This is a genomic window from Flavobacterium sp. B114r, from assembly GCF_056824125.1.
In genome coordinates, this window is sequence record NZ_CP124858.1 from 591,081 (window position 1) to 607,743 (window position 16,663).

The 16,663-nt window shown below is 34.7% G+C and carries 11 protein-coding genes; all 11 read right to left on the reverse strand.

Annotation, left to right across the window (positions count from 1 at the left end):
- Positions 1-40: 40 nt before the first annotated feature.
- On the reverse strand, positions 41-3,361 hold the full coding sequence (locus QLQ94_RS02765) for a VIT domain-containing protein (protein ID WP_482499148.1): 3,321 nt from the start codon (positions 3,359-3,361) through the stop codon (positions 41-43).
- A gap of 427 nt (positions 3,362-3,788) precedes the next feature.
- On the reverse strand, positions 3,789-4,871 hold the full coding sequence (locus tag QLQ94_RS02770; RefSeq protein WP_271337285.1) for a bifunctional 3-deoxy-7-phosphoheptulonate synthase/chorismate mutase type II: 1,083 nt from the start codon (positions 4,869-4,871) through the stop codon (positions 3,789-3,791).
- Between the two features lie 13 nt (positions 4,872-4,884).
- On the reverse strand, positions 4,885-5,742 hold the full coding sequence (locus QLQ94_RS02775; RefSeq protein WP_482499150.1) for a prephenate dehydrogenase: 858 nt from the start codon (positions 5,740-5,742) through the stop codon (positions 4,885-4,887).
- A gap of 243 nt (positions 5,743-5,985) precedes the next feature.
- The gene (locus QLQ94_RS02780; RefSeq protein WP_271337283.1) at positions 5,986-7,131 is read right to left on the reverse strand and encodes a pyridoxal phosphate-dependent aminotransferase; all 1,146 of its coding nucleotides are present in this window, start codon (positions 7,129-7,131) and stop codon (positions 5,986-5,988) included.
- Between the two features lie 84 nt (positions 7,132-7,215).
- On the reverse strand, positions 7,216-8,055 hold the full coding sequence (locus QLQ94_RS02785) for a prephenate dehydratase (RefSeq protein ID WP_271337282.1): 840 nt from the start codon (positions 8,053-8,055) through the stop codon (positions 7,216-7,218).
- 437 nt (positions 8,056-8,492) lie between these two features.
- Entirely contained in the window at positions 8,493-8,678 is a 186-nt protein-coding gene (locus QLQ94_RS02790) for an addiction module protein (RefSeq protein WP_427402632.1), read from the reverse strand.
- Between the two features lie 151 nt (positions 8,679-8,829).
- Positions 8,830-9,996: a DUF1501 domain-containing protein gene (locus QLQ94_RS02795; protein ID WP_271337280.1), complete on the reverse strand. Its 1,167-nt coding sequence runs from the start codon at positions 9,994-9,996 to the stop codon at positions 8,830-8,832.
- A gap of 12 nt (positions 9,997-10,008) precedes the next feature.
- Entirely contained in the window at positions 10,009-11,406 is a 1,398-nt protein-coding gene (locus QLQ94_RS02800) for a DUF1800 domain-containing protein (protein ID WP_482499152.1), read from the reverse strand.
- A gap of 633 nt (positions 11,407-12,039) precedes the next feature.
- Positions 12,040-14,439, reverse strand: a complete 2,400-nt coding sequence (locus tag QLQ94_RS02805) for a ribonucleoside-diphosphate reductase subunit alpha (RefSeq protein ID WP_271337278.1) — start codon at positions 14,437-14,439, stop codon at positions 12,040-12,042.
- A 264-nt stretch (positions 14,440-14,703) separates the two neighbouring features.
- A complete protein-coding gene (locus QLQ94_RS02810) occupies positions 14,704-15,681 on the reverse strand; it encodes a ribonucleotide-diphosphate reductase subunit beta (protein WP_271337277.1) in 978 nt (325 codons plus the stop codon).
- A 337-nt stretch (positions 15,682-16,018) separates the two neighbouring features.
- Positions 16,019-16,588 carry a DUF3109 family protein gene (locus QLQ94_RS02815; RefSeq protein WP_072964361.1) on the reverse strand — a complete coding sequence of 190 codons (570 nt, stop codon included), beginning with the start codon at positions 16,586-16,588 and terminating at the stop codon, positions 16,019-16,021.
- Positions 16,589-16,663 lie beyond the last annotated feature (75 nt).

The window sequence follows — 16,663 nt, forward strand, 5'->3', positions numbered from 1 at the left end:
GCCTTTTAAAATTAAGAACAGACATTAAAAAATAACCTGTTTACCAAACTATTTCGGCTAATATTTCATTTTCCTTGATTTTACCTAACTGAATTGTTTTTAAAGTTTTGGTTGTTTTTCCTGCTCTTGTCGTATAAATTTCTACCATGACTGTTGCCGGACCGTTTTCTGTTAATTCGCTTTCACCAAAATAATTGGTTTTAATTTGATATTTTCCTTTCACGGCATTTCTAATTAAGTATTGTTCCGGACCATAACCTTGTGTAAAATCTTTTGAGAATCTGGCTCCGGCTTTTGTGTCTTTATGCCCGTAATAACATTCTTCTCCGTTTGGTTCAATAATATGCAAATCAAGATCGACATCCATCAAGTTCCAGTTCATTATAATTCGAATATCAACCGGCATTTTTGCTAAATACTTTTTGTCAAGTTTTCCTGTTTTTAAATTTTTATGCTCGATCATTAAACGGTTAATATCCATCAAAATAATATCTTCTACACCTTCATATTGTCCGCTCATTTCTCCGTAATAATTTACTTCTAAAGCTTTGATCAATTCATCAAAAGCTTCCTGATATTTTCCTGAATCTTCCAGAGCCAATGCGTAATCTCTTAGGCTTTGCGGTTCATGTGCTCTCCAATTTGCAACTTGTTTTGCAGTAAATAATGCATCATCAAACTCTTTCCATTGACGCAACGTATAGGTTAACGTTTTATAAAGCTGATGATTCTCTAAACCTAAATCAGCAATATTACTAATGATTTGCAATGCTTTTTTAACATCGCCATGATTGTAGAAAAAGTGCGCTACATCAAAATAAAAACTTGGATTTCTTTCTTGTCCGTTTCTTAATTCAAAATACAATTCATATTGTCTTTCTTTTGGTGCAGCTGCTAAAGCTTTAAGATATAATCTATCGGGATTCCAGGTTTTAGGTTCGTTTTTAATTACATCTGAATCTTCATATTCCACATTTTCAGTATCTGAATTTTCTTTTTCATCTTTAAGCGTTTCATTTCCCTGAACAAGTGACGTATTATTCTGTGGCGTTGGTACTACCTGAACTCCTGCTACTTTACCGGCAAGCGCTTGCGATATATCAGCATTTTTAGAAACCGCTTCAGCTGATATTGATTGTACCGCATATGAAACATCTTTTTTTCTAACAGGAGCAGCATATGAAGTCACAACCACTTCTTGTAAACGTGCTGAAGATTCTCGTAATCTAACTGTAAATTGATTATTTGCACCCACATTTACCTGATAACGCTCAAAACCAAGATAACTAAAGTTAAGTGTACTATTCTCGGCAGCTCTTATTACAAACTTACCATCAAAATCAGTATAAACTCCTTGTCTTTCTCCTTGTACGGTGATGGTCACTCCCGGCAAGGCTATTCCTTCCTCATCTAAAACCGTTCCTGAAACCTGACCAACCGCAACATTTGCCCTTCTGCTTGAAATAACACTTGCATTTCTTCCTGAACTTCTGTTTATGGTATTATTAACTGATCTTCGGGGATTTTTAACTTTGGGTTCTGGCAAAGGTTTTGGAGCAGCATATTTCAAATCCTTTTTCCACCATGAATTTAATCCTTCAAAATAACTCTCGATACTCTCCCAATTATTCTTTTGCTGTGCCAAACGACTATCATTTTCCTGCTTTTTAATTCTGTCAAATTCTTCACGTAATTCTGCTGGAGGAACAATATCATAAGCAACATAATCGCGAATATCTTCCAGAACAATCAGAGAAGTATTCTTAGTTATGATCCCGTATTTCTTTCCCAGAAGTTCAATCTCATCAGCATTTTTGGCATATTCAAAATCAAGATTTGCAATTTTTTTCTGCGCCCAAAGCTTTTCAACATTTACATCATTTGTATTTTGAAGACTTGCATCTAAAGTAATTTTTCGCTCTAAAACAGCTTCATTATTATAACCAAATAATAAGGTAACTTCATTTTTTGGATTCAAAGAAATTCCCGAAAAACTAAAACTTCCTGAAGCCGAAGTTCCCGGTATTGAAAACAAATCTGTTACTGTATAATTTTCTTTAATACCTAAAAACTTCAGATTCGTATTCACCAATTTATCCAGAGCATTTTCTTGATTTAACTGATTTAAATTAATAGCATTACCACCAGTTTGCATTGCCGAGTAATTCAAAAAGGCAAAATCAGCAGAAACTGATGACGTGATCGCATAGAGTGGCTTTTTTGTTTTTGGTAAAACGTTATCACTCAAAGAAGATAATCCGTCAGAAAAAAATAAATATTCGTCATTGTTTATGAAATTTATTTGCGAAAAGCGAGTTCCTCCATCGTATTTTGTATGTTCCAAAACAGCTTTTAGTTCAGACCAATTTCCATTAGAGATGGTGTATTCTTTTTGTTTTTCGAAAGTATAATTCAAAAAGTACAAAGTCACTTTCGTGTTTTTTATTTTCTGAAAGTAAGCATCCAGCAAAGCCAGTTCTTTTTTGAGATCTCTTGTTTTACAGCTCAGGGAATTATCCCAGATCAAACCAATAGAAACTGGTGTTTTCTTAGCGATCTTATTTCCTTCGATAAAAGTATTGCCATAAAAATAATGCTGTCCACCCACATTCTGCATCACAACACTTGGAGCATTTTCCTGAATCGGAATCTTAAAAAGTAACTTTTCAGAAGGCTGATAATTTTCTTTTTTTATAGAAGCCTGAAAAGATTGATTCCATTTTGAAAAAACAATTGCATCACCGGAGTTTTCAGCGACAGTTGGCGAAGTTGAAGTTCCTAAAACCGAAATATTCATTTCGAAATTATCGAGTTTTTTAGGATAACGGCTCACCAACTGATAAGACAAATTATCTCTATCAAATGCCGAAAGTTCTTCTTGGTAACCAATAACTACAGTACGTTCTCCGTTTGGCATTATAGGATAGATTCTGGTTCTAAAATTATTTCCATCGACTTTCTCTAACAATCCCGGATCAACGCGACGATGTTCTATGGCCTCAAAAACCTGTTTCCCTTTATTTTTATTTACCGGAACTGCCTCACGCATTTTTCCATTTATATCAATGGCATATCTTGAAACCGAAACATTTTCAGGTAACGGAAAAATAAGCTCTCCTTCCATCTGGCGAGTTCCCGAATTAAAAAAATGCATTTCGGCAGTAGTGTAAGCGATATTTCCTACCACTTTTACATTGACGATTAGTTTATTCATTCTCACTTTTTCCGCACCCTCACCTTTTACAGTAAGTTCAGGGCTTTGTGCGAAAGTTTTTGTTCCAAAGAACACTAAGAAAAAAAGTAGTATTTTCAAATTTACCTGAAAAAAATCTGGCTTGGATAAACGTCTTTTTGATTTCATAACGCGATAGTTAAGTTTGTATATAACTATAGAGCATATAAAATCTAAAAAGGTTGGAATGGATTTAAAAAAAATATTTAACCATATAAGTTATATAAGAAAATATTAGCCTAAGATTGAGATTAAAAGCTGTGAAAAATATAGCCCAAGGTTTCAACCTTGAAGACGCAATCAAGGGTCGCAATATTTGGGGTTGCAATGCATATTCACAATCTTTGTCCCCAAGGTTGAAACCTTGGGCTATGTTTGTATAGAAAATCATATTTAACCTTTTATTTTTTTGTGTTAAACAAAAAAAAATCTCCAGCACTTCTTTTACAAAGTGCCGGAGATTCTTAAAAAAACAATCTATTTTTAAATAATGTTATAAGAGAACTTTAAAATAATTTCAAAATTAACTTACATCACTTATATGGTTTAAAAGAAATTAAGCGTTGATTACTTTTTCCTGGTGACCAATACTTTCCTGGTGAATTGCTTTGAACATCTTCAAAACAAACTCTTCAGTAAGACCTTTTTTCTCTCCTTCAAGAATCATTTTCCCTAAGATTTCGTTCCAACGGTTGTTTTGAAGAATCGCTACGTTTGCATCTTTTTTCACCTGACCAATTTCGTCAGCTACTTTCATACGTTTTCCTAACAATTCTAATAAGTTAGCATCAAGAACGTCGATGTTAGCTCTTAGTTTTGTCATTTTTTGAGTGTACTGATCTGTAGTATCATCCGTTTTTCTGATCGTCAAATCTTTAATGATTTGTTTCAAAGCGTCTGGAGTAACTTGTTGAGCAGCATCAGACCAGGCATTGTCCGGATCGTAGTGCGTTTCAATGATCATACCATCGTAGTTCAAATCTAAAGCCTCTTGCGTTACTTCAAAAATCATTTTACGATCTCCTGTAATGTGAGACGGATCGATGATTAATGGTAAATCAGGGAATTTATTTTGCAATTCGATAGCAATTTGCCATTCCGGGATATTTCTGTATTTTGTTTTTTCGTAAGTAGAAAAACCTCTGTGGATAACTCCTAATTTCTCGATTCCAGCCATGTGTAAACGCTCAACACCACCTAACCATAAAGCTAAATCCGGGTTTACAGGGTTTTTAACCAAAACGATTTTATCAGTTCCTTTTAAGGTATCAGCAATTTCCTGAACTGCGAATGGGTTTGCAGTTGTACGGGCACCAACCCATAAAACGTCTATATCATGTTCTAAAGCTAGTTTACAGTGTGCTGCAGTCGCAACCTCAGTTCCCATTAACAAACCAGTTTCAGCTTTTGCTTTTTGCAACCATTTTAAACCAATTTCTCCAACACCTTCAAATCCTCCCGGACGCGTTCTTGGTTTCCAGATTCCAGCTCTGAATACACTAACTTTTGAATCTTTTAATTCATGCGCAATCTTCAATACTTGATCTTCCGTTTCTGCACTACATGGTCCAGCTATCACAAGTGGGTGATTTAAATTGAAATCATCTAACCACTTTCTCATTTCTTTCTTATTTTCCATCTTAATTCTATTTTTACTTTTTAATTGTTAATCCGTTTAATATTTCTTTGATTTTATTCGTGCTTTCCATTTCTTCAAAAATGGCATTGTAATTATCTTCTTTTAACAAATCCCTAAACCGACTCAGATTTGAAATGTATTCTTCTAATGTTTCAATAACGTGTTCCTTGTTTTGCTTGAAAATCGGTGTCCACATTGCGGGAGAACTTTTTGCCAGACGTACCGTGCTTTCAAATCCACTTCCCGCCATATCAAAAATATCCTGTTCGTCCTTTTCTTTGTTCATTACTGTTTTTCCCAACATAAATGAACTAATGTGCGACAAATGCGAAACGTAAGCAATGTGTTTGTCGTGCGAAGTTGGATCCATATATCGAATCCTCATTCCTATTTCGCTAAAAAGTTTCAATGCTCTTTCCTGCAATTTAAAAGTGGTTTTTTCCACCTCACAAATGATATTCGTTTTCCCCTGAAACAAACCTTTTATCGCTGCCGAAGGTCCTGAGAACTCCGTCCCCGCTATAGGATGCGTTGCGATAAAATTTCTTCTTTTTGGGTGACTGGCAACAGCTTCACAAATTGGCTTTTTAGTCGATCCTACTTCAAAAACAATTGTTTTATCTCCAACTGCATCCAAAACTTTAGGCAGAACCACCAAAGCCACATCTACGGGAACCGAAACAATTACAAAATCAGCATCTGCCAATTCCTCAAAGCTTCCCGCCTTGTCGATAACACCTAAATCAATTGCTTCCTGCAAGTGTTTTTCGTTATTATCTATTCCAAAAATAGTAGCATCGGGGTGTTTTTCTTTGATGTCAAGCACCATCGAACCGCCTATTAGCCCTATTCCTATTACGTATACTTTCATAATTCTTTTTATTAGAAGCTATTTCCTGCTATCCGCTGTATCTTTTATGATGAACCCAACCATTAAAGGATGCCGCTTCTATCAGGGCTAGGGCTTCTCGTTTTTTCAAGACCTTTATTTTTTTCTGTCACCCTGAGCGAAGTCGAAGGGGGCTCCAATTGGAATGTGGACTTCGACTTCGTTCAGCCTGATAAACTATGTCAAAATCCGGATTCTTTATTCTTTATTCTAAAATCTTAATACTTAAAACCTATCTATCGCTTCTTGTACTTTTTCTTCTTTTACACACAACGAGAATCTTATATATCCTTCACCATTACTTCCGAAGATTGTTCCCGGGGTGATAAAAATATGTTTCTCGTATAATATCTCGTCTATGAACTTTTCTGATGATTCGATTCCTTCCGGAAGTTTCGCCCAGACAAAAAGCCCAACTCCTTCTTTGTAAACTTCGCAGCCTAATTTTTCTGCTAATTTTTCTGTCAATTCTCTTCGGCGTCTGTAAATTTTGTTTTGATCTTCGAACCATGATTTATCACAATTCAAAGCTGCAACTGCCCCTTTCTGAATTCCATAGAACATTCCGCTGTCCATATTGCTTTTTACTTTTAGGACCGCATCGATAATTTCAGGATTTCCTAAAACCATCCCAACTCTCCAGCCTGCCATATTGAATGTTTTACTTAAAGAGTTTAGTTCTAAAGCCACTTCTTTGGCACCTTCAACCTGCAATAAACTCATTGGGTTATCATTCAAAACAAAACTATACGGATTATCGTTGACCAATAATATGTTGTGTTTTTTAGCAAAAGCAACCAATTTTTCAAATAATGCTAAACTTCCTCTTGCTCCTGTTGGCATGTGCGGATAACCCAGCCACATAATTTTTACTTTCTTCAGGTCTAATTTTTCTAGAGCTTCAAAATCCGGTTCCCATGCATTTGCTTCTTTCAGATCATAATAAATTGGAACTGCTCCAACCAGATTGGTTACCGAAGTATAGGTTGGATAACCCGGATTCGGAATCAAAACGTGATCGCCTTCATTTAAAAATGCTAACGAAATGTGCATAATCCCTTCTTTTGAACCCATCAAAGGCAAAATCTCATTATTAGGGTTCAATTCAACACCAAACTGATTCTGATAAAAATCTGCCATCCCTTTTCTCAATTCCGGTAATCCCTGATAGCTCTGATAACCATGCCCGTTTTCATCCAGAATTGCTGCAGCAACTGCTTCAATTACTGCTTTCGACGGACTCAAATCAGGGCTTCCAATTCCCATATTGATGATAGATTTTCCTTCAGATTGCAATTGACGAACTTCTCTCAGTTTTGATGAGAAGTAGTATTCTTCAACTGTATCTAATCTTTTTGCTGTTGTAATCATTTTTATTTTTTATTAAAAAATGCTTTAGGCTTTATGCCGTAAGCTGTATGCTTTTTTGACTTTAAGACTTTCGACTTTCCAACTTTAAGACTGACTTAAAGGTTTCGTGTTTTTATATTCTCCCAATACCTTTAAATATTCTGCCATTATATTTAATAGCGATTTGGCTTTTGCAAAATCTTCGTATTTCTCAAATGTTACATCTACGAAAAATGAATATTTCCAGGGTGTTTCTATTTTTGGAAGCGACTGAATCTTAGTTAAATTCAATTTGCAATCGCTCATTACATTTAAAACCGCCGCCAAACTTCCTCTTTTGTGATCTAATTCAAATTTGATTGACGCTCTGTTGATTTCGTTTTCAGGCAAAAATGAATTTTGCTTTTTGATGATTACAAAACGTGTCATGTTGTTTTTGATCGTCTGAATTTCCGGCGCAATAATTTCCAGATCATACATTTCCGAAGCTACCTTACTTCCTATTGCTGCAATTCCGGTTAATTGTTTTTCCTGAATTCTTCTGGCAGTTTCAGCTGTATCTTTATCTTCAACCAATTTGATGTTTGGATATTGTTTTAAGAAATCCATACATTGCAGAATGGCCATTGGGTGCGAATGAACTTCTTTTATATCCTCGATTTTCTGACCTTTCAAAACCATTAAATTTTGGTGAATACTCAAATAATGCTCTCCAATAATGTGCAAATTATTCTTGTCAATCAAGGCATAATTCGGGATAATTGGTCCTGCAATCGAATTTTCTATCGCCATAACTGCCTGATCAGATTTTCCCGAAAGAAGACTGTCAACCAATTCTTCAAAAGACAAACACTCATCAATATCCACATTTTCAGAGAAATACTCTTTCACAACCTGATGATGAAAAGAACCTTTTATACCTTGTATTGCAATTTTAGTTGTCATATATTCAAAAAAAAATCCTGATTTTCATCAGGATTGTATATTAGTTTTATTTGTCTTTTTTAATTTTCTCAAATAACCATAGCACAATCCTCACTTCTACTAAAGAAGAAATAAAAAGAGTTGCTAAAATAAAAACGGTTACTTGCCATTTTGTTTGTGTTTTTCAATAAATTCTCTGCGAATGTATAAATTATTTTCACTGCACCAAAAAAAATATTGCATTTTATGAAACAAAAAAGGATTTCTTAACAAATTTATGATGTTTTGTATGATAATATAAAAATATCGACTTAATATGAGATATTTACAATTGGTTTTTCTAAGATTCTAAGGTTTTGAGTCGCTAAAATTCTAAGTTTTATTCTTAATATTGTCATTTAAACGAAGGAGCAATCTTCATAAGTAGCTCGACAACTAACTAATTATAGGAATTAGAATTATCTAAGAGATCTTAAATGAGCCTTAACCTCATCCCAAGTATACAATTCAGTTTTTCCATTTTCTAAATTTTGGATACGAATATCTAATTCTCTCTTAACATCACCAGATACACTATTCCATAGTTGTTTAGCCAAAACCTTTTTTTCAGTGTCTCTATCTTTAGATAATTTTATGATTTCCATATTTCATCAAGTTTTTCTGCCACGAATTTCACAAATTTACACAAATTAATTGCCGATTAAAATTCAATTTCACTAATTCAGTTTCAAAAAAAATACTAATTACAACAAATAAAAATTTGCGGGAATTCGTGAAATTTGTGGCTATAAAATTTTAAAACAATCCCGAAACCGGTTTATTCCTAATCCCAATTTTTGCATAATCGAAATTCATTTTCTGCTGTAACAGTGAAGCATACACACTTCTAAAATCAATTTCATATTTTAAATCGCCATTATCCAAGTTTGCCAGATCTGGATTATTTCCTAAAATTGTTCCTTTGTTATTTCCTCCAATAATAAACATTGGCGCTGCAGTTCCGTGATCTGTTCCGTTTCCGTTGTCTTTTACTCGTCGTCCAAATTCCGAAAAAACTACCACTGTAACATTCTGAAGCAATTGCGCTTGTTTTAAATCCTGATAAAAACTGTATATCGCATCATTTAAATCGGCTAATTTTTTCTCGTGAATCGCAAGCTGATTATCATGCGTATCAAATCCGCCAAGAGAAGTATAATATACTTTCGAATTTAGATTCCCTTTTATCAATCGGCCAATCCATTCTAAGTTTTTAGATAAATCGGTTTTAGGATAAGTGATTTCTGATTTTGATTTCGCTAATGCTTTCTGGATTTCATCAGATCCTTCGGTAACTGAATTGGCTATTTTTCGAACAAAATCTAATTGTGGATTATCCGATAAGGTTATATCTTCTTCTTTATTTCCTTTTATCTTAAATCGGTTTGGATCTTTTACGGTTATCGAATTGGGTTCCATTCCTTTTAATGCCAGATTATCGATAGAATCCAGATTTATTCCTGCCGTTGCCTGATGTCCGTTACATTGTAAATCTAAATACCTTCCTAACCAGCCTTCATTAATATATTTATTCGAATCTGTTGCGGTCTGCCAAATTTCCTGACTTCGAAAATGAGAACGAATTGGCTCCGGATATCCCACATTCTGAATTACAGTTAAATCTCCGTTTTGCTGCATTTGAGCAAAATCTTTTAACGAAGGATGAAATGCCATTCCTTTATTTTTTCCGACAACGACATCCTTATTCAAAGCAATTTTTGTTCTTAAATCATAATACAACGGATTATCGTACGGAATAAAAGTATTCAATCCGTCGTTTCCTCCATTCAATTGAACAAATACAACACACTGTTCGCCGATTACTAAATTATTTTGCGAACCAAAAGCGTGTAAAAAATCAGGAAGCACAAGCATTCCGCCTGTAAGAGTTCCTGTAAGCGTTAGAAAATTCCTTCTGTTCATGGCTGTAGCTTTCTAAATTAATTGATATTCGGGTAGTTTTGTGATATAATTAAAGAGCCTTATTACGGCAAAACTGGCATGTTCTTCTTTTGGGTCAAAATCATATTTCACCAAATTCTCCATGTCTTTTTGCATCGAATCATTGACTTTAAATAATAATCTGTTCGATAACTCGGTGATAATGGTTTTGTTATTTCCATTGGAATCAAAATCGATTTTCACGTCAATTTTCTCCAATTCTGATTTTGGTTTTTCAGTTTCAGAAGCCATTGTATTCAATACTTTTCTGGTAACACTTCTTCCGCTGCAAAGCAAATCTGATGTATTATTCCGCTGCAAATAGACCTGCGAAGTCAGCCAGGAATTTCCACCGTCCCAACCTTTTACATTAACCTGATTGTATAGATCCATTCCTTGTTGTTTCAAAAAATACAAAACTATCGTATCATCAAGATCGTCAATATGCAATTCGTCTAAAAGCTGCAGAATATAAACCAAGGGATCTTTTATTTTAGTGCCTGAAATATCTTTTTTATATTCTTCGGTAAATATTTTAGTGAGTAATGGTTCAATTTCAAACTTTACTTTTCTTAAATAATCGCCATAATAAGTTACCAATTCATCTGATGGATTATCATAAATAAACCATTTCAGAATTTTTCGGGTAATTAAATATGGTATCTCCTTTTGCTCAAAAATAATATCGACGAGATCATCTGCTTTCCAATTTCCGGTTTTACCGAAATATGTTTTATCAGAATCGTCTTCAGCAAAACGCCTGTAAACTGCTCCGTCATCGCCATAATTTAATCCCGCCAAAGCTCTTGCTCCGTTTTTGATATCACTTTCAGAATAATTCCCAATCCCGATGGTGAATAATTCGAGTAATTCACGGCTTAGATTCTCATTGTATTTGCCTTTTTTATTATCGACATTGTCTAAGTATTTCACCATAGCATTCGATTTTACGATTTGCTTCGTGAGTTCCTTGAAGTTCCCAAAGGCATTTTCGCGTAAAATCATATTATGCTGATACATCCAGTAGGTAACTTTTACTTTTTGAGAAGTGGAAACAAAATGATTGTGCCAAAAACAAACCATGTTTTCACGTAACGGAAATTCGTCGTTTCGCATTTTGGCAATCCACCATTTTTTTAATTCAATAGTCGAGTAGATTTCTTTTTTGAGGATCTTCTTTTTTTCTTCTGAATCGGCGGCTTTTATAGATTCGCGTAATTCCTTAAGTTCGATAAGTGTCTTGGGGTCGTCGTCTAAAAAAGCAGGAAGTTGTTTGTCAAACTTTGAATCATAGGAATGCTTTAGAAATTTTTCTAATCCTAGTTCCTCAATTTTATAGGATTCTTTTCCGGAAAATCCCAACCGTAACGACCAAAGATTGCTTTTTTTCATAACACAGGAATTTGTTTAGCAATAAGACTTTAGTTTTCTTTAAAGGTTTAATTTAAGGAAGGTGCTAAGGAGCTAAGTTACTTAGATGCTAAGGTGCTGATTTTTAAAAATCTTTGGTATTAATTTAAACGTAGATTTTTGAGGGATATTGTTTAATTCGAATTGATATGAAATGGACGAAATTAATTAAATCACGAAACTACAATCTATTTGTATGAAATATTTTTTATTCAAACAGCTATACAACATAGCCCGAGATTTCAATCTTAGGACACATATAGAATCGGACAATATAATAACATAGCCCGAGGTTTCAACCTTGGGACGCATATTGAATCGGATAATACAATACATAGCCCGAGATTTCAACCTTAGGATACATATAGAATCAGACAATATAATAACATAGCCCGAGGTTTTAAACCTTGGGACGCATATTGAATCGGATAATGTATTGTGTCCCCAAGCTTGAAACCTCTGGCTATGTTATAAAAAATTAAAATTTCCTTTTTTCTCGGAATTGATAAAAAAAAAGCAGCTATCATTACGACAACTGCTTTCTATAAATTAAGAATAAAATCTTTCCTCTTTATTCTATTCTCTTTATTCTATTCTCTTTCTTCTAATCAAGAATTAAGATCCACACATTTCACAATCTTCAGGATCTCCTGCTTGTGCTTTTAGCAACATCGCTTTGTAATCCTCAACGCTGATTGCTTCAGTTTCAGGAACTAAAACTGCTTCTGGCACATCTTCTTCTTTTTTATCGTTGTTTAGGGTGAATTTAATCGCATCAACCGCAGATTTTGTTCTCAGGTAATACATTCCTGTTTTTAAACCAGATTGCCAAGCATAGAAGTGCATTGACGTCAGTTTAGAATAGTTTGCATCCTGCATGAACAAGTTCAATGATTGTGATTGATCAATAAAATAACCTCTCTGACGTGACATATCGATAATGTCTTTCATCGACATTTCCCAAACTGTTTTGTATAATTCTTTCAGGTCTTGTGGAATCACATCAATATTTTGAACAGATCCGTTGTGACGCATGATTTCTTGTTTCAATGTTTCGTTCCACAAACCTCTGTCTACTAAATCATGAAGTAAATGTTTGTTTACAACAATGAATTCTCCAGACAATACACGACGTGTGTAAATGTTTGATGTATAGGGTTCGAAAGCTTCGTTGTTTCCAAGAATTTGTGAAGTCGAAGCTGTTGGCATTGGCGCAACTAATAATGAGTTACGAACTCCATGCTCCATTACTTCTTTTCTTAATGAAGCCCAGTCCCAACGGCCTGATAATTCTTCATCTTTCATTCCCCACATATTGTATTGGAATTCTCCTTGTGACATTGGAGAACCTGCAAATGTAGAATATGGCCCTTCCTCTTTTGCCATTTCCATAGAAGCGGTTACAGCTGCGAAGTATAATGTTTCGAAAATTTCCTGATTCAATACTTTTGCTTCATCACTTGTAAACGGCATACGCAACATAATAAAAGCATCTGCTAAACCTTGAACTCCCAATCCTACCGGACGGTGACGCAAGTTAGAGTTTTCAGCTTCTTTTACCGGATAGTAATTTCTGTCGATTACTTTGTTCAGGTTACGGGTTACACGTTTTGTAACATTGTAAAGTGCTTCGTGATCGAATTTTCCGTTATCAATAAACATTGGTAATGAAATTGAAGCTAAGTTACAAACTGCGATTTCATCTTTAGAAGTGTACTCCATAATCTCTGTACACAAGTTTGATGAACGAATTGTTCCTAAATTCTTGTGATTCGATTTACGGTTTGCTGCATCTTTGTACAACATATATGGAGTTCCTGTTTCGATTTGCGATTCAAGGATTTTCTCCCATAATTCACGTGCACGAATAGTTTTTCTTCCTTTATTTCTAAATTCATAATCAAGATACATTGTCTCGAATTCTTCTCCGTAAACATCGTATAATCCAGGACATTCGTTAGGACACATTAAAGTCCATGATGCATCTTCCTGAACACGTCTCATGAATAAATCAGATGTCCACATAGCAAAGAATAAATCTCTTGCACGCATTTCTTCTTTTCCCGTATTTTTCTTTAAATCCAAAAATTCGAAGATATCAGCATGCCATGTTTCGATATAAATCGCAAAACTTCCTTTACGTTTTCCACCACCCTGATCTACGTAACGCGCCGTATCGTTGAACACTCTCAACATTGGCACGATTCCGTTTGAAGTTCCGTTTGTACCGCGAATATAAGATCCTGTTGCACGAACGTTATGAATAGAAAGACCAATTCCTCCCGCTGATTGCGAGATCTTAGCCGTTTGTTTTAATGTATCATAAATACCATCAATACTATCATCCTGCATTGCCAAAAGGAAACAAGAAGACATTTGTGGTTTTGGAGTTCCTGCATTAAACAACGTTGGTGTTGCGTGCGTGAAGAACTTTTTAGACATTAAGTCGTAAGTCTCGATAACTGATTTTAAATCGTCAAGGTGAATACCAACTGAAACACGCATCAACATATGTTGTGGTCTTTCGACAATTTTACCATTTATTTTTAGCAAATACGAACGCTCTAAGGTTTTGAAACCAAAGTAATCGTAATTAAAATCTCTTGTATATATGATATGTGAATCTAAGAACTCTGAGTTTTCCTGAATTACTTTGAATACTTCATCCGAAAGTAATGGCGATTCTTGTCCATTTCTTGGATTTACGTATAAGTACATATCTTTCATCGTTTCTGAGAACGATTTTTTTGTATTTGAATGTAGGTTCGAAATTGCCACACGCGCCGCTAATTGTGCATAATCAGGATGCGCAATTGTCATAGAAGCTGCTGTTTCTGCCGCAAGATTATCAAGTTCAGAAGTTGAAACCCCATCATACAATCCCTCAATAACACGCATAGCTACCTTAACAGGATCTACAAGTTCATTTAAACCGTAACACAATTTTTTGATTCTTTCTGTAATCTTATCAAACATTACCGGCTCTCTGTGACCATCTCTTTTTACTACATACATAAGCTTACTATTTTAGTTATTGAAAAAATGAAAGACACTGGAATAACGAATTCCAGGACTTAAACATTGCGTGTTTTTAAATTATTTTTTTGAGAATTGTAGGATTCTCAATAGTTACCTGTTCCAGTCTGGAAAACAGATTGAAAAAGCATTAAAAATTGTCATTGAATCTGCGATTTGGGAAAGAGATTCAAGCGAAAATATTTATTATAAAAATTTTATTCTTTCCAGCGTTTCGAGGTAACGCTAAACTATTCTTGTTGTCTAAAAATCTGCATCAAATGAAATTTTCTGAGCATCGCTATCTGTGTTCATCACACCCGATTTTTGATACTCGGCAACACGTTTTTCAAAGAAATTGGTTTTTCCCTGAAGTGAGATCATATCCATGAAGTCAAACGGATTCGCTGATCCATATACACGCTCGCAACCTAATTCTACTAATAATCTGTCAGCAACAAATTCCAGGTATTGCGTCATTAAAACGGCATTCATACCTATTAAACTTACCGGAAGTGATTCTGTAACAAATTCTCTTTCGATGTCTAAAGCATCAACGATGATTTCTTTGATTCTTTCTTTTGGCACTTTATTGATCAGGTGATGATTGTGTAAGTGTACTGCAAAGTCACAGTGTACACCTTCGTCACGGGAAATCAATTCGTTAGAAAAAGTTAAACCTGGCATTAAACCACGTTTTTTCAACCAATAAATAGAACAGAAAGCACCTGAAAAGAAAATTCCTTCAACAGCAGCAAAAGCAATTAGTCTTTCAGCAAACGAATCTGAGTCGATCCATTTTAAAGCCCAGTCTGCTTTTTTCTTAATTGCAGGAAAAACTTCTAAAGCGTTAAACAATTCAGCTTTCTCTGCTTCATCTTTCACGTAAGTGTCAATTAATAGAGAATACGTTTCGCTGTGAATGTTTTCCATCATGATCTGGAAACCATAGAAAAATTTCGCCTCGGCATATTGCACTTCGTTTACAAAGTTCTCAGCAAGGTTTTCATTTACAATTCCATCAGAAGCAGCAAAGAACGCCAGGATATGTTTAATGAAATATCTTTCGTCTTCACTCAATTTATTATTCCAGTCAGTCAAGTCCTGGTGCAAATCGATTTCTTCGGCAGTCCAGAAACTAGCCTCCATTTTCTTGTACCATTCCCAAATATCATGGTGTTTGATAGGAAAAATAACGAAACGATTTTTATTTTCTTGTAATATTGGCTCGACTTGTGACATGGTAATTTTTGTTTAATTTTTGTATTGAATTTTTACTATTTCAATAGACTACAAAGATTGTCATTTATCGCTAAAAATGAAAGCCAAACTTATTCACAATTCGACGTAGTTTTTAACAACGCATGAAAAATGAGATATTTTTCAGACAATAATTAAATATTTGTAAATGAGGTATTTAATACCACCTTTTAAACCTAAAGCCCCTGTAAAATATAGACTTTTTGTTATAAAAAGCAAGAAATATGCAATTGTTTTTAAAAGTTTTTTTTTGAGTTAAAACTTTATTTTTTGGGTTAAAAAACAAGCTTATAAAGCAGTAACTAAAGCGTGAAGATTTTTAAGACTTTTTGAGCTCTTCGGCTACTTTTTCAAGCTCTAAATACCAGTCTTGCCCAAAGCGGCGAATCAATGCTTCTTTGACAAATTTATAGACCGGAACTTCTAATTCTTTTCCTAAAGAACAGGCATCGTCACAGATATCCCACTTGTCGTAATTAACCGCAGCAAACTCCGTAAAGTCTTTTACACGAATTGGATATAAATGACAGGAAACTGGTTTTTTCCAATCGATGATTCCCTGATTGTAAGCTTGCTCGATTCCGCAAAGAGCGGTTTTACCGTCAAAAATAACGTAGGCACAATCTTTCTCGTCGATTAACGGCGTTTCAAGATCCCCATCAGTTCCTTTTACCCAGGTTCCCTGCGCTTCGATTGCAGCAATTCCTTCTTTACGTAAAAAAGGTTTTACTTTAGGGTAAATTTCTTCCATGATTTTAGTTTCCGCTTCGCTTAAAGGCGCACCTGCATCTCCATCAACACAGCAAGCTCCTTTACAAGCTGACAAGTTGCACACAAATTCTTTTTCAAGAATATCTTCTGAAATAATGGTTTTCCCTAATTGAAACATGATAATAAAGTACTGAAATTTATAAAGTGCAAAGATAGACAAAGAAAACGGATAAAAAATCTACCACAAAGATTC

What these genes read in the sequence shown, in the direction of transcription:
- QLQ94_RS02775 (WP_482499150.1), bottom strand. Translation starts at nt 5,742, where the DNA reads ATGAAAGTATACGTAATAGGAATAGGGCTAATAGGCGGTTCGATGGTG.
- QLQ94_RS02765 (WP_482499148.1), bottom strand. Translation starts at nt 3,361, where the DNA reads ATGAAATCAAAAAGACGTTTATCCAAGCCAGATTTTTTTCAGGTAAAT.
- QLQ94_RS02795 (WP_271337280.1), bottom strand. Translation starts at nt 9,996, where the DNA reads ATGAACAGAAGGAATTTTCTAACGCTTACAGGAACTCTTACAGGCGGA.
- QLQ94_RS02785 (WP_271337282.1), bottom strand. Translation starts at nt 8,055, where the DNA reads ATGACAACTAAAATTGCAATACAAGGTATAAAAGGTTCTTTTCATCAT.
- QLQ94_RS02805 (WP_271337278.1), bottom strand. Translation starts at nt 14,439, where the DNA reads ATGTATGTAGTAAAAAGAGATGGTCACAGAGAGCCGGTAATGTTTGAT.
- QLQ94_RS02810 (WP_271337277.1), bottom strand. Translation starts at nt 15,681, where the DNA reads ATGTCACAAGTCGAGCCAATATTACAAGAAAATAAAAATCGTTTCGTT.
- QLQ94_RS02780 (WP_271337283.1), bottom strand. Translation starts at nt 7,131, where the DNA reads ATGATTACAACAGCAAAAAGATTAGATACAGTTGAAGAATACTACTTC.
- QLQ94_RS02800 (WP_482499152.1), bottom strand. Translation starts at nt 11,406, where the DNA reads ATGAAAAAAAGCAATCTTTGGTCGTTACGGTTGGGATTTTCCGGAAAA.
- QLQ94_RS02815 (WP_072964361.1), bottom strand. Translation starts at nt 16,588, where the DNA reads ATGTTTCAATTAGGGAAAACCATTATTTCAGAAGATATTCTTGAAAAA.
- QLQ94_RS02790 (WP_427402632.1), bottom strand. Translation starts at nt 8,678, where the DNA reads ATGGAAATCATAAAATTATCTAAAGATAGAGACACTGAAAAAAAGGTT.
- QLQ94_RS02770 (WP_271337285.1), bottom strand. Translation starts at nt 4,871, where the DNA reads ATGGAAAATAAGAAAGAAATGAGAAAGTGGTTAGATGATTTCAATTTA.